General features: G+C 61.2%; 21 protein-coding genes. 9 read left to right on the plus strand and 12 right to left on the minus strand.

What is annotated here, in order from left to right; all coding sequences use genetic code 11:
* Positions 1–64 precede the first annotated feature (64 nt).
* On the minus strand, positions 65–1,972 hold the full coding sequence (locus tag ACK6D9_RS12955) for a 4Fe-4S dicluster domain-containing protein (protein ID WP_412048819.1): 1,908 nt from the start codon (positions 1,970–1,972) through the stop codon (positions 65–67).
* Between the two features lie 216 nt (positions 1,973–2,188).
* On the opposite strand from ACK6D9_RS12955, the gene ACK6D9_RS12960 reads away from it, so the two are divergent.
* The gene (locus ACK6D9_RS12960) at positions 2,189–2,734 is read left to right on the plus strand and encodes a DUF3305 domain-containing protein (protein WP_412048820.1); all 546 of its coding nucleotides are present in this window, start codon (positions 2,189–2,191) and stop codon (positions 2,732–2,734) included.
* The gene (locus ACK6D9_RS12965; protein WP_412048821.1) at positions 2,727–3,446 is read left to right on the plus strand and encodes a DUF3306 domain-containing protein; all 720 of its coding nucleotides are present in this window, start codon (positions 2,727–2,729) and stop codon (positions 3,444–3,446) included. The genes ACK6D9_RS12960 and ACK6D9_RS12965 overlap by 8 nt, the downstream gene beginning before the upstream one ends.
* Positions 3,447–3,454: 8 nt before the next feature.
* Here the strand turns inward: ACK6D9_RS12965 and ACK6D9_RS12970 are convergent, their stop codons facing one another.
* Positions 3,455–3,733 carry a DUF3144 domain-containing protein gene (locus ACK6D9_RS12970; protein WP_322988773.1) on the minus strand — a complete coding sequence of 93 codons (279 nt, stop codon included), beginning with the start codon at positions 3,731–3,733 and terminating at the stop codon, positions 3,455–3,457.
* Positions 3,734–3,834: 101 nt separating this feature from the next.
* On the opposite strand from ACK6D9_RS12970, the gene ACK6D9_RS12975 reads away from it, so the two are divergent.
* The 4 genes from ACK6D9_RS12975 to ACK6D9_RS12990 are packed head-to-tail and all read left to right on the plus strand — an operon-like array spanning position 3,835 to position 7,329.
* Positions 3,835–4,992 (plus strand): P-loop NTPase, encoded by a 1,158-nt coding sequence (locus tag ACK6D9_RS12975; RefSeq protein WP_412048822.1) that lies wholly within the window; start codon positions 3,835–3,837, stop codon positions 4,990–4,992.
* Positions 4,993–4,994: 2 nt separating this feature from the next.
* Entirely contained in the window at positions 4,995–5,702 is a 708-nt protein-coding gene (locus ACK6D9_RS12980) for an ABC transporter permease (protein WP_267654870.1), read from the plus strand.
* The gene (locus ACK6D9_RS12985; RefSeq protein ID WP_412048823.1) at positions 5,695–6,480 is read left to right on the plus strand and encodes an ATP-binding cassette domain-containing protein; all 786 of its coding nucleotides are present in this window, start codon (positions 5,695–5,697) and stop codon (positions 6,478–6,480) included. Before ACK6D9_RS12980 ends, ACK6D9_RS12985 begins: the two co-directional genes overlap by 8 nt.
* Positions 6,481–6,513: 33 nt before the next feature.
* A complete protein-coding gene (locus ACK6D9_RS12990; protein ID WP_412048824.1) occupies positions 6,514–7,329 on the plus strand; it encodes a substrate-binding domain-containing protein in 816 nt (271 codons plus the stop codon).
* On the opposite strand, the gene glp (ACK6D9_RS12995) is transcribed toward ACK6D9_RS12990, so the two are convergent.
* The 10 genes from glp (ACK6D9_RS12995) to ACK6D9_RS13040 all read right to left on the minus strand — a co-directional run bounded on the left by glp (ACK6D9_RS12995) (position 7,330) and on the right by ACK6D9_RS13040 (position 16,690).
* Positions 7,330–8,586 carry a gephyrin-like molybdotransferase Glp gene (gene glp / locus ACK6D9_RS12995; RefSeq protein WP_412048825.1) on the minus strand — a complete coding sequence of 419 codons (1,257 nt, stop codon included), beginning with the start codon at positions 8,584–8,586 and terminating at the stop codon, positions 7,330–7,332.
* On the minus strand, positions 8,583–9,101 hold the full coding sequence (gene mobB, locus ACK6D9_RS13000; protein WP_412048826.1) for a molybdopterin-guanine dinucleotide biosynthesis protein B: 519 nt from the start codon (positions 9,099–9,101) through the stop codon (positions 8,583–8,585). Before mobB ends, glp (ACK6D9_RS12995) begins: the two co-directional genes overlap by 4 nt.
* Positions 9,098–9,718 carry a molybdenum cofactor guanylyltransferase MobA gene (mobA, locus tag ACK6D9_RS13005; RefSeq protein WP_412048827.1) on the minus strand — a complete coding sequence of 207 codons (621 nt, stop codon included), beginning with the start codon at positions 9,716–9,718 and terminating at the stop codon, positions 9,098–9,100. Before mobA ends, mobB begins: the two co-directional genes overlap by 4 nt.
* Positions 9,715–10,605: a formate dehydrogenase accessory sulfurtransferase FdhD gene (gene fdhD / locus ACK6D9_RS13010; RefSeq protein WP_412051809.1), complete on the minus strand. Its 891-nt coding sequence runs from the start codon at positions 10,603–10,605 to the stop codon at positions 9,715–9,717. The genes mobA and fdhD overlap by 4 nt, the downstream gene beginning before the upstream one ends.
* A gap of 112 nt (positions 10,606–10,717) precedes the next feature.
* A complete protein-coding gene (locus ACK6D9_RS13015) occupies positions 10,718–10,966 on the minus strand; it encodes a sulfurtransferase TusA family protein (protein WP_412048828.1) in 249 nt (82 codons plus the stop codon).
* Between the two features lie 233 nt (positions 10,967–11,199).
* On the minus strand, positions 11,200–12,411 hold the full coding sequence (gene glp / locus ACK6D9_RS13020) for a gephyrin-like molybdotransferase Glp (protein WP_412048829.1): 1,212 nt from the start codon (positions 12,409–12,411) through the stop codon (positions 11,200–11,202).
* Positions 12,411–12,917: a cyclic pyranopterin monophosphate synthase MoaC gene (gene moaC, locus ACK6D9_RS13025; protein ID WP_412048830.1), complete on the minus strand. Its 507-nt coding sequence runs from the start codon at positions 12,915–12,917 to the stop codon at positions 12,411–12,413. The genes glp (ACK6D9_RS13020) and moaC overlap by 1 nt, the downstream gene beginning before the upstream one ends.
* A gap of 1 nt (position 12,918) precedes the next feature.
* Positions 12,919–13,734, minus strand: a complete 816-nt coding sequence (gene trpC / locus ACK6D9_RS13030; RefSeq protein ID WP_412048831.1) for an indole-3-glycerol phosphate synthase TrpC — start codon at positions 13,732–13,734, stop codon at positions 12,919–12,921.
* Positions 13,735–13,738: 4 nt separating this feature from the next.
* The gene (gene trpD / locus ACK6D9_RS13035) at positions 13,739–14,773 is read right to left on the minus strand and encodes an anthranilate phosphoribosyltransferase (protein ID WP_412048832.1); all 1,035 of its coding nucleotides are present in this window, start codon (positions 14,771–14,773) and stop codon (positions 13,739–13,741) included.
* Positions 14,774–14,800: 27 nt separating this feature from the next.
* Positions 14,801–16,690, minus strand: coding sequence for a SurA N-terminal domain-containing protein (locus ACK6D9_RS13040; RefSeq protein ID WP_412048833.1), 1,890 nt, complete (start codon positions 16,688–16,690; stop codon positions 14,801–14,803).
* A gap of 436 nt (positions 16,691–17,126) precedes the next feature.
* Here ACK6D9_RS13040 and ACK6D9_RS13045 point away from each other — a divergent pair, with 436 nt between their 5' ends.
* From ACK6D9_RS13045 to secG, 3 genes are all read left to right on the plus strand, one after another.
* Positions 17,127–17,588, plus strand: a complete 462-nt coding sequence (locus ACK6D9_RS13045; RefSeq protein ID WP_322989167.1) for a PilZ domain-containing protein — start codon at positions 17,127–17,129, stop codon at positions 17,586–17,588.
* Positions 17,589–17,684: 96 nt separating this feature from the next.
* The gene (gene tpiA, locus ACK6D9_RS13050) at positions 17,685–18,455 is read left to right on the plus strand and encodes a triose-phosphate isomerase (RefSeq protein WP_412048834.1); all 771 of its coding nucleotides are present in this window, start codon (positions 17,685–17,687) and stop codon (positions 18,453–18,455) included.
* A 140-nt stretch (positions 18,456–18,595) separates the two neighbouring features.
* A complete protein-coding gene (gene secG / locus ACK6D9_RS13055; protein WP_412048835.1) occupies positions 18,596–19,003 on the plus strand; it encodes a preprotein translocase subunit SecG in 408 nt (135 codons plus the stop codon).
* The last annotated feature ends 78 nt before the right edge of the window (positions 19,004–19,081 follow it).

Here is a 19,081-nt window from a genome sequence, read left to right on the forward strand (position 1 = left end):
TGTCCTGTCGATCCCGCAAGGGGCAAGATGCGAGACCGCTAAAGCCCTCCGCCGATTCGGACTGCTACTCCTTGGAGAGGAAGTCATCGACCGTCAAACCCTGGCGGTCAGCTTCCAGATAATCGGCGGTGGTGCGGGTGCGACGTTGGTGGGCAATCGCGAAAGGATCGGCGCCATCGCGCGACAATTCTTCAAGCCGGCAATTCTCGCACATGTGGATCAAGGCCCGGCGTTCATCGGTACTGAACATCCAGTTACCCTGGAGGCGTTGCTCCACCGCGCGCAGCATTCCGCCGGCAGCAAAGGCTTTTCCGCAAGAGGTGCAGCAAGCGGGTTCTTCCTCATGCAATGTCACCGGCTGCATGACGCTGGCAGCGAGATTGAAGCGAGGCTGCAGCGAGATTGCTGTTTCAGGGCAGGTCGCTTCGCAAATTCCACACTGCACACAGGCCGATTCCACGAACCGCAATTGCGGTGTGTCGGGTGTGTCCCGCAGCGCATCAGCAGGGCAGCATGACACGCAAGCCATGCACAATGTGCATGCGGTCGTGTCCACCAGAACGGTTCCATAGGGCGCACTGTCCGGCAGCGTGATTATCGTCGATGCAGGCGTTCCGCTATCTGCCAGAACCAGCAGCGCCGCACGCGCCACTTCGCGCTTTCCACCCAGGGGCACGGGTGCCGCACGCGAAATTTCCGGCAGGTTGGGCAGTTCATAAAGAGCTGCTTCCACCTGGTCAGGATCGGATTCGAGCAAGGTCAGGACCCGGCCAGCTGTATGACCAAAGCCGTCGAGCAGGGTGTCCGTCAACCGGCTTTCCTCGGCAACCGCACCGAATTCATCAGCTTTTCGAGGATCACCCAGCAGCACAATCTGGCGAAACCCTGCAGCCAGCGCCGCGCTCATCAGGTCGTGGCCGACTCCGCTCGTCGCGTGCATTTCCAGCGGTATGACCCGTGCAGGCAGACCCCGGCCAAACCGCGCCATTGCCCCGATCAACGGCGTGCCGTGGCTCGCGTCATGCAGCAGCAGCACTGGCGCCTGGCCTCCGGCGGCCAGGAAGGTGCGGGCAAGCGTTTGAACCCGGGAAATCTGGTCTGTCCGTGGCGGATAGGCATAGGCAACAGCCCCGGTCGGGCAGTGGGCGGCGCAATTGCCGCAGCCGGCGCAAATGCCGGGATCGACGAAGATCCCATCGCCCTGTCCGGTGATCGCGCCGGCCGGGCATTGGTCGATGCACTTTGTGCAGCCTGTCTTTTTGGAGCGTTCGTGGGCGCAGATCGACGCGTCAAAGGTGACATAGAGTGGCTTTTCGAAACTGCCTGCATAATCTGATGCTTCAAGTACCGCTTCCAGCACGGCCACCGGGTTGCCGGGATCAGCGCGGAAATAGCCATCACGGCCATGCGAGCGTGTAAACAGCGCGGTGCTGCCAGACATGTCAAAGACGACGCTGCAACTGGTTTTCGCGCCGTCGCGGGCCATCGTGAATTCCGGGCGTGCGCGCGAAGACGGCAGCATCGCAGCATAGCCGTCGACAACCAGTTCGAAAGCGCCAAGCGAACCGGTGGCCGAAGCCACGCGGCCGGCAAAGATCGGAAACTGGAATTCCGACGGCAAGACCAGATCGTCCGTTTGGGTCAGCAGCAACGTCACAGACAACGTCCGGTTGAGTCGTTGTGCGGTATCGAAGGCCGCCTGACCGCTGCCGATCACGAGGCAAAGCCCATCACTTTCAATAGTCCTCAGGCGCGCCGGCGTGACCGGCAGTTTCGCTGCGGCCAGCAGGGCGGCCATTTTCGGCGCCGTCGATGTCTTGTCGGCGGTCCAGCCCGCCATTTCGCGAATATTGACGAAAGACAGGGCTTCGTGCCCGGCCTCGGCGGCAATTTCTTCAAACAGCGGGCGTTCCTGCGTACAGGCAATGCAGATCGGACCTTCCGTTGCCAGGGCGGCCTCAATTGCATGCATTTCGCTGCGGCAAAGGTGATGATGCGCCGAGACTATCGCATTCCCGTTCGCCAGTTTTTCGGGATCCAGCGACATCGTCTTCTCGCAGTCGCATACAAAAAGTCGGGTTGCATCTAAAACCATCGGACTGCCCTTGTTGTCGTCTGCAAACACCTTATACTTTCAACGACAAGAGGCAACCATGATTGCCTCACCACCGTGGAGGGGTCGGCTGGAGTGTCGCGTGAACTGACCATTATGCTCGGAGTGATTGCAGAAAAACGGCAGTCAATTTCGCGGTGGGCCAAGGATTACTGGATGCCCGTCGGCGTGATGCTGGCGCCGGCGGAGCTCAGTGCTGGCGACGTCCTGGTCAGCGATGACCGCATGACGCGTTACTATATGGGGCGGGTCGATCTGACCTGTTATGCCGCTGATACCGAGGCTTATGTCGAGAACTTCAACAGCGGCACGCCGGCACTCTATGTGGTGCTGCGGCGCGACAGCGAAAACAAGCATCCGCTCGACTGGTACGTCCAGAGCGTCACGGCATCGCCACATGCGGCGCAAGACTACGAAGTAGGCAGCGAAGACATTATCGAACGTTTGCCGATGCCGCCCGAGATTGCCGAATCCATTCTCGAGTTTCTGGATGCCTACCACGTCGAAACGCCGTTTATAAAACGTCGGCGCGACAAGCTCGATCTCGAGGAACAGAAATTCGGCAAGCAACCGATCTTTCTGTCCCGGAAGCGGTCCGATAATGGGGATCTCGATGGTTGACGACGAAAACAAAGACGGATTTCTATCCCGCTGGTCGAGACGAAAACAAGCGTCTCAGGCAGTTGTCGAGAGTGGGCAAGAGGCCGAGATTGAGGCCGTTGATGTCGCGGAACTCGAGGCTGAACAAGCCAGGCTGGCGGCCGAGATCGAGGAGGCCGAGGTCAATCGGAGTGCTGCCGAAGCCGTCGATCTGGATCAGGTCGAATATGGGTTTGATTTTTCAATCTTCCTCAAGCGCGGCGTGCCAGATCCGTTGCGCAAGAAGGCACTGCAGAAATTCTTCAATTCAAACCCGGTGCTGGCCAATCTGGACGGGTTGAACGATTACGATGAGGACTTCAATAACCCGCTTCACATGGTCTACAAATCGACTTGGGACGTCGCGCGCGGGTTTTTGACCCAAAGCGAGCAGCTCTTGCAGAAGACAACCGGTCGGCTGACGACCGATGAGCCACTCGACGAGGAACCCTCGGAAGACACGCAAGACGAAACTGCGGAACCGGCAGGCGAAGCTGCAGAGCTGGCCGACGGCGGGTTGGAACCTCCGGAAGACGCGGCGGAACTGACCGCCGAAGAGCAGACCGGCGATCCGGGGCTCGAACTGCAGGAGGAGGTTGATGTCGCCGGCCACGAGCCAGATGCCGATGGCACGTCGGATCCGGAGCCACCGCAACAAAAGCGGATTTCAATCCGGCAACGGCTGAACGGGTGAAGCGCGTGTCAGACGGAGGGATCGGCCAGATGATTGCGCAACATCTCTGTATAGGCGGCGGTCATTTCGGTGACGAAGGCCTCGTGATTGGGAACGTCCAACACATTCTTGGCAACGAAGGCATTGTAGCGCGCGGCGCCATACAGGAATGCCATATGGATGTCGGTGGCGAGAAGCTTGGAATTGGCCGTATTGGCGACCCGGATGAATCGATCAGCCAGCCGGACAAATTTTTCCGTTTCGGAGCTTTCGTTAGCGCGTGCCTTGCGGGGTTCGATGTCGTCCATACCGGGGTCTCCTCGTCGCTCGAATGGGGTCGGCGCGCATTCACCGGAACCATGACGAGAACGGCGACAACCTGGGTGCACTATCGATCATGGAGTTCGCTGTGACAATCGCCATCGCCCAGATTCTGGATCAGCTGAAACGCGTCAAGGGACCGGAATTGACCGGCAATATCGTGGATCTCGGTCTGGTTTCGCAGATTGTCGTCGAGGGCGACGAGCTCAGCTTTTCCATCAGCGTGCCACCTCAGCTTATCGGTCAACTGGAACCGTTGCGTGCAGCGGCGGAGAGGGCAGCCTTGGCGTCGCCCGGCGTTGCCAGCGCGCAGGTAACGCTGACAACTGATCGGCCAGTCGCGGACTCGGCGCCACAGCCGGTTCGATCGGCTCCGACAGCCTCCCAGGCTGATGCTCTTCCGCCGCCCATGCAAAAACGCGCGGCACCTGCAGCGCCAGTGCCCGGAGCCAAGGCGCCCGTACCCGGAATCGACGCCATCATCGCGGTTGCCTCCGGCAAGGGCGGCGTCGGCAAATCCACGACATCGGTCAACATCGCGCTCGCGCTTCAGGCCAGCGAGCTGCGGGTCGGAATACTCGATGCGGATATATACGGCCCATCCATGCCGCGCCTGCTTGGCCTGTCGGGCCGAACCCAGAGCGGCGACGACCGCATGCTGATCCCGCATGAAGCCTACGGCCTCAAGGTGATGTCGATGGGGTCGATTGTCGACGAGGAAACCGCCACCGCCTGGCGCGGGCCGATGGTGATGCAGGCCCTGACGCAGATGCTGCGCCAAGTGGCATGGGGCGAACTCGATGTCCTGATCGTCGACATGCCACCGGGAACAGGTGACGCGCAATTGACCCTGTCCCAGAATGTACCGCTGGCGGGCGCTGTCATCGTCTCCACGCCGCAGGATCTGGCGTTGATCGATGCCCGCAAGGGATTGAAGATGTTCCGCAAGGTCGACGTTCCGATTTTGGGCATAGTCGAGAACATGAGCTATTTCCTCTGCCCCGATTGCGGTGGCCAACAAGCCGTCTTCGGCCATGGTGGAGCACGCAGCGAAGCCGAGCGCATTGGCGTACCGTTCTTGGGCGAAGTGCCGTTGGTCATGGCAATCCGGGAAACATCGGACGGTGGCAAACCGATCGTCGTTGCGGATCCCGATGGCGAACAGGCGCGAATCTACCAGAGCATTGCACAGGGGATGTGGACCCGCCTGAGCGAAGAACGAATGTTGGCGGGAGGTCGGGGCTAGGCATGCAGGATTTCGCGGGGGCATTCGGGCTGGCTTTTGGACTGATCGCGTCAGGTGATGCGGATCTGTTCGAAATCGTCGGCCTTTCGATGCGCGTCAGCCTGACAGCGCTGCTGCTTTCGTGCCTTATCGGTTTTCCTTTTGGTGCGCTTCTGGTGGTGCGACGGTTTTTCGGCCGCGGGATTGTCATTGCCTTGGTCAATTCGATGATGGGGTTTCCCCCGGTGGTGATCGGACTGCTGGTCTATCTGACCCTGTCGCGTGCCGGGCCGATGGGCTGGCTCGGCCTGCTCTACACACCGACAGCGATGATCATTGCCCAGACCTTGCTGATCGCGCCGATTGTCGCGGCGCTGTCGCGACAGGTTCTTGAGGCGCTGCAGGCAGAGTATGAAGAGCAGTTTCGCTCGCTCGGAATATCGCGCTGGAGCGCCGTGTTGGCGCTAATCGTCGACGGGCGTTACGGGTTGCTCACTGTCGCGTTGGCCGGTTTTGGTCGCGCGGTGGCCGAAGTTGGTGCGGTGATCATTGTTGGCGGCAATATCGACCATCTGACCCGGGTCATGACCACGGCCATTGCACTGGAAACCTCCAAGGGCGATCTCGGAATGGCGCTGGCGCTCGGCATCATCCTGATGAGTATCGCGATATCGGTCAATCTGGCTGCGAGCGCCCTGCGGGCGGTTGCGGAGAGGCAGGCCTATGCCTGATGCTGCTTCCGTGATCCCGCCAAAACCCGGCGAAGCGGGGCCCAGGACGCCCCGCGACAGGATTTTGCCGGGCGCGCTCAGGATCGAACGGCTGGTGCTCGAGGCTGCAGGAAAAACCCTCGTCAATGTCGAAAAACTTACCCTCGATCCGCATTCGGTTACCGTCATCATGGGCCCCAACGGGGCCGGAAAAAGTCTCTTGCTGCGGTTGGTGCACGGGCTGATCGCGCCGACACGCGGATGGATCAGCTGGGGTGAGGTGGCCTCTGGCGAAGCCACGCGTTCGACCCAGGCGATGGTATTCCAGAAGCCGGTGCTGCTGCGCCGCTCGGTGGCTGCCAATATCGATTTTGTGCTGCGCCGTCGCGCCGGAACCAAAGCCGAGCGCCAGGTGCGGCGCGATGAATTGCTGGCCCGCGTCGGACTGGCGGACCGGGCCGAGCAACCGGCACGGCTGTTGTCGGGGGGCGAACAGCAACGGCTGGCACTGGCGCGGGCATTGGCGACCAGGCCGAAGGTGCTTTTGCTCGACGAGGCGACGGCCAGTCTTGATCCCGCATCGGTTCAGATGATTGAGCAGATTGTGCTGGCAAGCAGCACTGAGCAGACAAAAATTATATTCGTCACCCATGATCTCGGTCAGGCGCGGCGTCTGGCCGACGATGTGGCGTTTCTGCACCATGGGCAATTGACCGAGCACCGCCCGGCAGGAGAATTTTTTGCACAGCCGACCTCCGAGGCTGCAAAGGCCTATCTGTCGGGCCGAATTGTTCTATGACAGAAAACTGAAGCCAACTGAGGAGAAAACTACATGACGAAAACGACCCTTTTTGGAGCAGTAATGCTCTCTGTGCTGGCGACTGCTGCATCGGCCGAGGACCCGTCGATCCTTGTCCAGTCAACGACGTCAACGCAGAATTCGGGCTTTTACGATTACATCCTGCCGATCTACAAGTCCGAGACGGGCGTCACCGTCAATGTGGTCGCTGTTGGCACCGGACAGGCCATCAAGAACGCGCAGAACTGCGACGCAGATGTACTGCTGGTTCACGCCAAACCTGCAGAAGAGAAATTTGTCGCCGACGGGTTCGGTGTTGCCCGCTCCGATCTCATGTACAACGATTTCATCATTGTCGGCTCTGCAGCGGACCCGGCAGCGATTGCCGGCGGCGAGGATGCCGTATCGGCCTTCAAGGCGATTGCCGAAAAGCAGGCGCTGTTTGCCTCACGCGGCGATGATTCCGGCACCAACAAGGCTGAACTCAGGCTGTGGGACCAGGCCGGGGTCGACATCAAGTCGGTGTCGGGTGACTGGTATCGCTCCACCGGTTCCGGCATGGGAGCGACCCTGAACGCCAGTGTCGGCATGGGCGCCTACACGATGTCTGACCGCGCGACCTGGATCAGCTACGGCAACAAGGGCGACTACAAGATCGTGGTCGAGGGCGATCCGGTGTTGTTCAACCAGTACGGCATCATTCTGGTCAATCCGGAAAAGTGCCCCAGCGTCAAGGCGGATCTGGGTCAGCAGTTCATTGACTGGATGACTTCGCCGCACGGTCAGGAGCTGATCGCAGCCAATACGCTGGATGGCAAGCAGTTGTTCTTCCCCAACGCCAAGCCCTGATCAGCTGTCGATTCCAAACTCTGAAAAGGGCAGGAATGACACCATCCCGCCGCGGGCCACCGACGTCACGCTTTCTGTGATCTCGATCAGGCCCGTGGCCTTTCGCAGTCCTGAAATCAGGCCGGAACCGTCGCGTGCGAATTTGTGCGCGACGGGTCGCCCGTCATCTCCCGGTTCAAGCCAGCCGCGCCAGAATTCGCGGCGGCCGGGCTTCTTGCCGGGAACATCGAAGCCGGCCGCCACCGGAAATCGGACCGGTTCACGGTAGCTGCCGCCACCAAGAATCGTCAGCGCTGGACGGACATAGAGCAGGAAACAGACGAAGGCTGCGACCGGATTGCCGGGCAAGCCCAGAAAAACGCAATCTTCAATTTGTCCAAAGCTCATCGGCCGCCCCGGCTTGACCGCGATCTGCCAAAGATGGCGCGTGCCCAGCGTGTCGATGGCATTGATGATGTGATCTTCGTCTCCGCGCGAGGCGCCGCCGCTGGTCAGGATCACGTCATGGGTCTTGGCGACCTCCGCAAGGGTTGCCTCAATCAGCGCTGCATTGTCGGGCAGAATGCCGAGATCGGTGACCTCGCAGGGCATCGTTCCCAACAGGGCGTGCAGCATTGCGCGGTTGGAATCGTAGACCTGGCCCTGGGCAATTTCCGCACCCGGCTCGAGCAACTCGTCGCCGTTTGACAAGATCGCCACCCGGACCGGTGCGCGCACCTTGACCCGCGCCAAGCCGAAGGACGCAAGGGCTGCCATGTCTTGCGGGCGAAGCCGGGCAGCGCTTTGCAGCACAGCACTGCCTGCCGCTACATCCTCGCCGGCGCGGCGGGCATTGCTGCCGCGCTTGAGATCAAGCGGAACCGTGACCTGATCACCTTCGACCGTACAGTCTTCCTGCATGGCGACCGTATCGGCACCGTCGGGTATGGATGCACCGGTGAAGATGCGGGCCGCTTGTCCCGGTTCGAGGCGATAGCTGCTCAAATCGCCGGCGGCGATGCGTGTGACCACCGGCATCGGACCTGTGGCGGGCGCGGCAAACGCGTAGCCGTCGACAGCGGAATTGTCATGCAGCGGCACATTGCGCGGGGCGATGATATCGGCCGCAAGCCAGCGCCCTGAGGTCTTGGCGAGCGGCCGTTCCTCCACCCCGGCGACCGCCGTCAATCTGCCGGTGAGGATCGCCAGACATTCCTCGTGGCTCAGTCGGTCCTTGTCGGTCAGGAAGCAATCCTTCAACAGCTTGCGCGAGGTCATGCGGCAGTCTCTCCCAATCCGGTCTTGAGCGCGATCATATCGGCAATGCCACTGATGTCATCGAGCGCGAACACCGGAATTGTGGCGTCGGGAACCGGATGATCGGCAGCGATGGCGCAAATGTTGGCATCGTTATCGGCCAGCGGCGTCCGGTCCGATGCGGCAAGCCTGCGCGCCTCGATTTTTGGGTGGCTTTCGCGCTTGTAGCCTTCGATCAGCACCAGATCACACGGCGACAGCCTGGCCAGCATGTCCTGCAGCGAGGGCTCGTCCGTCTCGCCGAGTTCGTGCATGATCGCCCATCTTTGGCCTGACACAATCGCCACTTCCCCTGCACCCGCCAGGCGATGTCGGTGACTGTCGGTGCCTTCCTGGTCGACGTCAAACATGTGATGCGCATGCTTGACGGTGGCAATGCGAAAGCCGCGGCGCGTGAATTCCTCAACCAACCGGCAGGTCAGTGTGGTCTTGCCCGAGTTCTTCCATCCGGTGATACCGAAAACGCGCTGAATCATGCAGACGCCCCGGCAAGATGGCGTTCCGCCTCGGCCAGTTCTTCAGGCGTATTGGCATTGAAGAACGGATCCGGCACTCCGTCTCCGTCCGCCTCGAAATCGCAAAACGCAAAATCGTGCCGGTGGACCCAGGCCAGCACCTTCATCGTGTCGCTGGTGACCAGCCACTCAGCCAGATCGTCGCGCAATGCCACCGGCCACAGTCCGAAAACTGAATGCCGGTTACCGCCCGAGCGGGCGATGACAATGCGCTCCGGGCCGGCTAGCTCCGAGAACCGGTCTACCAGATCGAGTGGCAGGAACGGCGTATCTGTCGCGGCACTGACGATGTGGGTGATGCCCGGCAGCTTTGCTGCCCATTCAAGCCCGGTCAGCACGCCGGCAAGCGGGCCGACATGACCGCCGATCGTGTCAGGCAGTACCGGCAGGCCATATTGAAGATAGGGTTCTGGGTCGGAATTTGCATTGATCGCGAGCTGATCCACCTGCGGCGCTATCCGGTCGATCACCCGCGAGATCATCGATTGTCCGGCGAGCATTTGCAGCGCCTTTTCGCCGCCGCCCATCCGCCGCGACAACCCGCCTGCCAACACCAGCCCGGTGATTTTAGTGCTCATGTATCATCCCCCGCAGCGCCCTTGCGGCGATGCCGCGGCGCTTCACCGGCGGCTTCAGCTGGATCGCCATCAAATTCGATCCGTTCCAGACCTGCGAGCGCCAGAAACCTTTTGCCACGCGCCCGGCCGATCAGTGTTAAACCGGCCTTTTGTGCAAGCTCCACGCCCCAGGCCGTGAAACCCGAGCGGGACACCAAAATGGGAATGCCCATCATCACGGTCTTGATCACCATCTCCGAGGTCAGCCGTCCGGTGGTGTAAAAAACCTTGTCGTCAGCCGAGACCTTGTTCATGAACATCCAGCCGGCGATCTTGTCTACCGCATTGTGCCGGCCGACATCCTCCATATAGACCAGCGGCACGTTGCCCTGGCACAGCACGCAGCCGTGGATCGCGCCGGCTTCCAGATAGAGGCTCGGCGCGGAGTTGATCTTGTGGGTCAGTGCATAGAGATCCGAGGTTTTCAGCCGCGCATCCGGCGCCAGGTGGATGTCGGAGAAATTCTCCATCACATCTCCAAACACGGTTCCCTGGGCGCAGCCCGAGGTGCGCACCTTCTTCTGCAGCTTGGTCTCGTAATCGGTCTCGCGTTTGGTGCGCACCACCACCACTTCGAGATCGTCGTCATAATCGATCGCGGTGATCTCGTCGTCGGCCTGCAGCATGTTCTGGTTCAAGAGATAACCGACAGCCATCAGGTCCGGATGATCGCCGATCGTCATCATGGTGACAATTTCCTGGCGGTTGAGATAAAGCGTCAGCGCCTTTTCCGTGACCACCCGTGTGGTCACCTTTGCGCCCAGATGATCGACGCCGGTAACCTCGGCCGAAAGCCGCGGGTCGGAGGGATCGGTCTTGAGCAGAAAACCGTCGTCAGACGGGGGCAGGGCTATCGTCACGGGGACAACTTTCACTTCGAGTTCTTCAATGGCCGATGCTAGTGAGATTTGGCTCAAACGCAACTCGCTCCGGCATTGAGTGCGATCAAGTAGAACCGCTCTAACCGCGCTTGCGGATACGGTAGCGCATCTCAGGTCCAGTGGTAACGGTGGAGAGCAATTCGTGCCCAGCTTCGCTGCAGAAAAACGGCACGTCGATGGCGGAAAGCGGATCGTCGCAAACCAGGCAAAGCACAGCGCCCTCCGGCATTTCGCCCAGACGCTTGCGCGCCTTGAGAACCGGCAGCGGGCATTCCAGCCCGAGCGCGACGAGTTCGGCGTCAAAATCCTGTTTGGTATCCGTTGGCATAAACTTTCCCTGGCGCTTGGTTGCCACGATCGCGTCGATCCTAGCCGTTCAAGGCAACGCCTGTAAGGCGCTTTTTTGCAGCTTTCGTCCGGTTTGCTATCGATCCCCGACGACTCTCCGGCCGAACAGGTGTTGGCAGCGTCTGACAATCCTCCCGACGGGCCAGTACGCTACACCAAGATCATTTCCTGAGAAGATGCCGTCGTTTTCGACATCAGATTACCGGGGCAATATCAGGAGCGCAAAACCAGCACATCGCAGGCATCGCCAGCAACCGCCGACGGTGCGAACGGCGGCCTTATGACCAGGCAGCGGGAATCGGAAAACACCTTCATCAGCGACGAATCCTGGTGTGCAAACGGGGTCGCTAAAAGCCCGCCCGCCGGGTCTCGGGCAAGGTCGCTGCGAAGATAGTCCTGGCGCTGGTCGTTTTCCGGCAAGTCTTTGGTTAATGTGGCTTTTTGGATTCGTTGCGGGTCCGGCCGTCCGCCCAGCCGGGTAACCAGCGGCTCTAGAAACAGATGCGCGCAGACAAGGCTCGATGCCGGATTTCCCGGCACTCCGAGAACCCGCATTTCGCCCAGCCGACCCGACATCAACGGTTTGCCTGGACGCATGGCGATCTTCCAGAAATCGAGCGCCATGCCGCGCCCGGTCATGGCTTCCTGCACCAGATCATGGTCGCCCACCGAAGCCCCGCCAATCGTCACAAGCACATCGGCACCCTGCGAAATTGCCGAATCAAGCGCCGCATCCAGCGCTTCCATCCGGTCCTCGGCGATCCCCAGATCGATCACGTCGGCGCCTGCGCCACGCGCCAGCGCTGCCACCCCAAAGGTGTTGGAGGCAATGATCTGCGACGGGCCAAGCTTCTGGCCGGGCAGGCGCAATTCGTCGCCGGTGGCAAGCACCGCCACCTTTGGCCTGCGCACCACCGGCAGGCTGGCGTGGTTCATGGCGGCAGCAAAGGTGATGGCGCCCGCATCGAGCAGCCGTCCGGCTTCGATCCCAACCTTGCCCTTTGTGAAATCAACACCCGCGGCGCGGATATGCCGGCCGTCTACGGCTGCCTCGTTGATTCTCACGGTGCCGTCGCCAAGCGGCGAGACATGTTCCTGAATGACAATAGCATCGGCGCCCGCTGGCACCGGCGCGCCGGTGAAGATGCGGACTGTCGAGCCCGGTTCAAGTGTCCCGTCAAAACTGTGCCCGGCAGCCGATTCGCCCTGAAGTTTCAATACGGTGCCGGCCTTCACGTCTTGCGCCCCCACCGCGTAGCCATCCATGGCCGAGGCCGCAAACGGCGGGTGAGTGCGAAGCGCTTTCAGATCGCGCGCCAGAACCCGGTCGAAACATTCGGCCAGGCCGAGCATTTCCGGCTCACCCCGTGGGGCGGCTCCTTCGAGTATCTGCGCAAGCGCGTCGTCCACTGGCATCAGCGCCATCACTCAGCCTCCTCGGTCTTCAGATCCCAGGTTCCGGACTTGCCGCCGGACTTGGCGATCACCCTGATCCCGCCGATTTCCATGCCGCGGTCCACCGCCTTGCCCATGTCATAGATGGTCAGGCAGGCGACCGATGCCGCCGTCAGCGCCTCCATTTCCACACCGGTCTTGCCGGTCAACTTGGCCAGCGTGCGTACGCGCAGGCCGGGCAGGGCGTCATCGGGGGTAATGTCGACACTCACCTTGGTCAGCGCCAGCGGATGGCAAAGCGGAATCAGGTTTGCAGTCTGCTTGGCGGCCATGATGCCGGCAATCCGCGCCACACCGATCACGTCGCCCTTCTTCATGTTGCCATCAAGGATCAGCTTGAGCGTTTCGGACTTCATCCGCACATGGCCCTCGGCCTCGGCAATGCGCACGGTGTTGGCTTTGTCACCGACATCCACCATCGCCGCCGAACCGTCCTCGGCAAGATGGGTGAGCCGCGAGGAGGTCTCGTCGGCCATCTTATTCAGCCGCCGTGCGAGCGCTGTCGCCTGAAAGCAGCAATTGGGTGGCTGCAGTCACATCGGCCTGGCGCATCAGGCTTTCGCCGACCAGGAATGTCGAAATGCCGCTGCGCGAAAGCCGCGCACAATCGGCGTGCGATCCGATACCGCTTTCGCCTACCAGAATCCGGTCATTCGGAACCATTGCTGACAGCCGTTCGGAAACGCTCAATGAGACCTCGAATGTTCTAAGATTGCGGTTGTTGACGCCGATCAGCCGGCTGTCGAGTTTGAGTGCACGTGTCAGTTCGCCCTCGTCATGCACCTCGATCAGCGCCGCCATGCCGAGCCCATGGGCTTCGTCTTCCAGCCGCTTGGCGTCGTCATCGTTCAGCGACGCCATGATGATCAGGATCGCATCCGCACCCCAGGCCCGCGCCTCGTGCACCTGGTAGATGTCGAACATGAAATCCTTGCGCAGCGCCGGCAGCTTGCAGGCCGCACGTGCGGCGGTCAGAAATTCCGGTGCGCCCTGAAACGAGGGCGCATCGGTCAGTACCGAAAGACAGGCAGCCCCTCCTGCCTCATAGGCTTTGGCCAGCGACGGCGGATCGAAATCGGCGCGGATCAGGCCTTTTGACGGGCTTGCCTTCTTGATCTCGGCAATCAGCGCATAACCGCCATCGGCATGCTTGGCCTGGATTGCGGCAATGAAGTCGCGTGGCGGCTCGGTGTCGGCTGCGCGTGCCTTGATCTCGTCAAGCGGCAGCTTGGCCTTGGCAGCGGCGATCTCTTCGCGCTTGTAGGTTTCGATTCGTGTCAGAATATCGCTCATTGGCTCAGCCCGCCTTTGGTGCAGGAGCATGAGCTTGCGACACACTGACCAGTGTGTCGAGTGCTGCCAATGCCGCACCACTGTCAATTGACTGGTTGGCCAAGGTGATCCCGTCAGCCAGCGTCTCTGCCTTTCCGGCCACCACCAGCCCGCCGGCAGCATTCAGCACCGAGATGTCGCGGTAGGCGCCGGCTTCGCCCTCGAGCAGCCGCTTCAGCGCCTTGGCGTTATAGGCGCCGTCGCCGCCCTTCAGCTTGGCCAGCGGCACCCGCGTCAGGCCAAACTCTTCCGGGGTTGTTTCAAACGAACGGATTTTGCCGTCTTCCAGCGCTACAATTTGCGTCGTTCCGGTCGTGGTCATCTCGTCCAGCCCGTCGCCATGCACCACCCAGACCGTTTCCGATCCCAGATCACGCATCACTTCGGCCAGCGGCTGCAGCCATTCGGGCGAAAACACCCCCAGCAACTGCTTCTTGACACCTGCAGGATTGGCAAGAGGGCCCAGCAGGTTGAAGATTGTTCTGGTGCCAAGCTCGACCCGGCTCGGCCCGACATGGCGCATCGCCGAGTGATGGGCCGGCGCGAACATGAAGCCGACACCAGCCTGGTCGATACAGGCGGAAATGCCTTCGGGCGCGAGTTCCAGCGAGATCCCGAGTGCCGCGAGCGAATCCGCAGCTCCCGATTTAGATGACAGCGCCCGGTTGCCGTGCTTGGCCACCTTGACGCCGGCGCCGGCAGTAATGAAGGCCGCCGCCGTCGATACATTGTAGGTGCCGGAAGCGTCGCCGCCGGTGCCGACAATGTCGATCGCATCGGCGGGCGCGCTGACCGGCAGCATGCGTTCGCGCATCACGCTGACCGCGCCGTAGATTTCATCGACGCTTTCGCCGCGGACCCTGAGCGCCATCAGGAAGCCGCCAATTTGCGAAGGCGTCGCATCCCCCGACATCATCACCCCGAAGGCGTGCCGGGCTTCCTCGCGGTCAAGAGGCTCGCCCCCCGCCACCTTGGCGATGAAGGATTTGAGATCGGCCATGGTGCCTGCTTCCCCTGTCTTTCCGGCTTAGAACGCCAGTGCCCGTTCGGCCAGCGCCTGATCCACGGAAACCCCCAGATCGGCCTGCAACCGCGCCACCATCTGGTCCAGAATGTCGTCTGCCACCTGTTGCGAAACCTGTGCGCGCTGCTCGGCTGCCACTGAACCCGCCGTCACCGTGGCCGCGTCGTTGACCGACTTGACCTGCAACAGGATCTTGTTTTCGCCCGAGGCGTCGTTGGCCACTCCCAGATGGCCTTCCGGGCCGGCGAAGGCTTCCGAAACTGCCGCCGCACCGAATACGGCGTCAGCGCCGCGACGGTTGAGCGCATATTTAGTCTCCACCGATACCGCCAGTTCCTCGGCGATCTTGGCAAGATCGGCGCCCTTTTCGAGCCGCTCCTGAAGTTCGCTGGCCTTGGCACCGAGTGCTTCCAGCGACTTCTCCGCTGTCCAGTCGGCCACCACCCGATCGCGCACTTCATCAAGTGTGCGGTCGCGGGCAGGGGTGACGTCAATCACCTCGTACCAGACAAAGCCTTCCACCCCGAGGCTGATCGGCAGCGTTTCGACGCCGGGTTCGGCCTCGAACGCTTCCTTCAAAAGTGTCTGTGATTGCGGGATGTCGCTGATCACGTCCCCTTCCGGCGTCTGGCCGGTGCGGTCGATTGCGGCGATGCTCACCGGCTTGAGTTTTTGCTGTGCTGCGGCTTCAACCAGCGTCATGCCGCCGGCGCGGGCATCCTCGAATGCGTCGTGCACATCCAGCAGCGCCTGTGAAGCTTCGGCCAGCGCCAGTTCCTTGCGGATTTCGGCCTCGACCTCTTCAAAGCTCCGTGTTGCTTCCGGAGTAATCTCCGCCACCCGCAGAATCACCGGCCCGAACTGGCCGTCAACCACCGACGAGGTACCGCCGGCTTCACTGATCGCAAAGGCAGCCTCGGCCAGTGATTGATCCGGCATCGATGTCTTTGTGAAGCTGCCAAGCCGCACGTCGGCTGCCGAGCGGCCCTGGGCTGTCACTAGCTCGTCAAAACTTGTGCCCGATGCCAGTTCGACTGCTGCCGCGTCAGCTGCAGCGCGGTCGGCAAACACCAGTTGATCGACCGTGCGGGTTTCGTCCGTGGTGTAACGGTCCTTGCGTGCTTCAAAGTCGGCGCGGGCAACCTCGGCGCTGATGGCGGCCGGATCGGCGATGTCTTCGCTTTCCAGCTTCACATAATTCAGCTTGCGATATTCGGGGGCCGCATATTTTGCCTTGTTGGTCTCAAACCAGCTCGCCAGTTCGCTGTCGGTGGGGGCCGCCACCGGGTCGATATTGGCCTGGGTCAACAGCAGATAGTCGACATCGCGAGCCTCGGCTTCGTATTGCGCCATTGCCGCGATCATCGTGTCGGGGGCGGAAAAGCCTTCCGAGACGGCCTCGACGATCTGGGTGCGCACCGCCACCTGGCTGCGGTTCTTGAGATAATCTTCCTCACTCATGCCGACAGTGCGCAGCACCTGCTGGAAGTTGCCGCGGGTGAAGCGCCCGTTGAAATCGTGAAACGCCGGGTCTTCTGCCACCAGTGTCGCCAGCCGGTCGTCCGACAGCCCCAGATTCATCAACCGTGCCTGTTCGTCGAGCAGCGCGCCGGCGATCAGCTGCGCATAGACCTGATTCTGGATGCCGAAGGCGCGCGCCTGTTCCGCCGTGATGCGGGTTCCAAGCTGACGTCCCACAACCTGCATCTGCCGGTCATAGGCAAGGCGGAACTCATTGGCCGAGACTTCGGTATCACCCACGGTGACCACCGAGGTACCGGCAGAGCTCAGAATGGAGCCGGAAATGCCCCACACGCCGAACGATGCCACCAGCAAGATGAGGAGAAATTTGGCGACCCAGCCTTTGGTGCCCTTACGCAATAGTTCAAGCATTAATGCTCCTGCATGATCGATCGTGGCAGCCCACGTAAATGAGAACCGTCCATACGGCCCTTGTCCCCCGATCCTTTAGACGAAACTTTCGGCGAATTGAAGGGTAAGCGCGCGGATTACGTCCCGCAGCCGTGACTGGTGCGTGAGAGCGGGCGAAACGAGGGCGCGGCGCCTGGTTTTGATTTTCCGCCGGCTGCAGTCTGCACGGACCTTCGCCCGATGAATTCACGATAACCGTCAGGCACCCGCCAAACACTTTCGGTTGACCAACGGGAAAAGTAATCGCCCCGATTTCGCGTTCCTTCTGCAAGCAACGCATGCCTTGTTGAATGCCTGCCGGGGCAAATAATGGAAAATTGACCGGTGCTTTACTGTTTTTTCATGTCGACAGTCCAAACTGAACGACCCGTCAACCTAGCACAGGTGGCAACACGGAATGGGTTCAGAAACCGCGGAACTAGCTGATCAAGCTGACAAGTCCTACAACCGCAAGTCAGACGTCCGTTATGGCGCCAACTGCCCCGGCGTCATTGAACTGACGTTCAAGGACCGGAAGCACTATATCGCGCTTACCGGGATGATCGTGAACCTGTCCGCCTCGGGGTGCCTGTTTTCCAGTGACAAGATGCCCTGGGCCAGCATTGACACGCAAAAATCGCTCGACTCGCTGTTTGACGTTATCAATGAGGCCTGCCGCATCTATCTGCCGTGGGGCAACCTGCATTGCACCGGCAAGATACGGCGCGTCCGGTCTTTCATCATCGGTATTGAGTTTGACAAGACGGTCAAGGAAAGCCTGGTGGCTTCGATTGCCAGGCTTGAACCGAACCGGCAGCGGCGGTTCAACCCGGTGCGGTCCGCCAAATACAATCGGGTCCTGCCGATCGCCCCCAAATAGGATCCGGCCCGCGCCGTTTGCCAATTTCCCCCCGGTTTGCAAATCAAAGCCGGTCTGCTAAGCCCCGTTTCACACCAATAGCGACGGGGACACAAGATGACACCGGAGATTCGCCCGCTTGTGGCAGGCAACTGGAAGATGAACGGCAAGCGCGAGCAGCTTGACCAGATCAAGGCCATTGCCGACGGTCTCGATGCCGATCTCGCCGATCATATCGACACGCTCATCTGTCCGCCGGCGACGTTGCTTTATGTGGCAACGGCAATTGCCGAGCAGACCCCGCTCGCCATCGGCGCCCAGGATTGTCATGACAAGCAGAGCGGCGCCTATACTGGTGACATCTCCGCCGAGATGATCGCCGATTGCCTGGCTGATTATGTGCTCGTCGGCCATTCCGAACGCCGCACCCTGCATGGCGAGAGCGACGCGACGGTGCGCGCCAAGGCCGAAGCCGCCAAGGCCGCGGGCCTGGTGCGCGTCATCTGCATCGGCGAAACCGAAGCCGAGCGCAAATCCGGCCAAACCCTTGATGTGCTGGGTCGCCAGCTTTCAGGCTCGGTGCCCGATGACGCCACGGCGGAAGACACCGTGATTGCCTATGAGCCGGTTTGGGCCATCGGCACCGGCCTGACGCCCACCGTCGCCGACGTTGCAGAGGCGCACGCCTTTATCCGCGCCGAGATGAAAACCCGGTTCGCGGGCGAGGGCGCTTTCATGCGTTTGCTCTATGGCGGCTCGGTCAAGCCTGACAATGCGTCAGAGCTTTTGGCCGTTCCTCATGTCGATGGCGCGTTGATTGGCGGCGCCAGCTTGAAAGCCGCTGACTTTCTCGCCATTTGTAAGGCGTGCCGCGGCCTGATCGGCTGAGCGACGGGCAAAATCCTGAGGTTTATGCGCCTTAGCGCCCCTGACCGGTATGGTCGGGACTTGGAAAGCCGGTCGCGCTCGTGTAAAGAGCCGCCAAACCGGACATAGATTGCGCCCTCTGAAGGGCAGGAAAGAACCCGATGCAAACCGTTTTGATTGTCGTCCACCTCATGATCGTACTGGCGCTTGTCGGCATCGTGCTGATTCAACGCTCCGAAGGCGGGGGCCTGGGCATTGGCGGCGGCTCCGGCTTCATGTCGGCGCGCGGCGCGGCCAACGCGCTGACCCGCGCCACCGGCATTCTTGCCGCTGCGTTCTTCATCACCTCGCTGGGTCTTGGCATTCTTGCCCGCTACGGCGACAGCCCGACTGATATTCTCGACCGTATCCCGGTTGAAACCCAGGGCACAGGTTCCGGCGTGCTCGATCAGCTGGGGGGCGCGGCAACGCCACCCTCGGATGCCGAAACCCCGGCTGCACCTGCTGCCGATACCGATATTCCCGCCGCGCCGGCATCGTCCGGTTCGGGTGTTCCGTCGGGACAATAAGCCTGAATTGCGGAATGACCGGCGGATGGCGCACATCGCCTCCGCCGGTTTTTTCATGGCCGCAGTTCAATTATACAT

Source organism: Hoeflea sp. Naph1 (genome assembly GCF_046837775.1).
Taxonomy (GTDB): domain Bacteria; phylum Pseudomonadota; class Alphaproteobacteria; order Rhizobiales; family Rhizobiaceae; genus Hoeflea.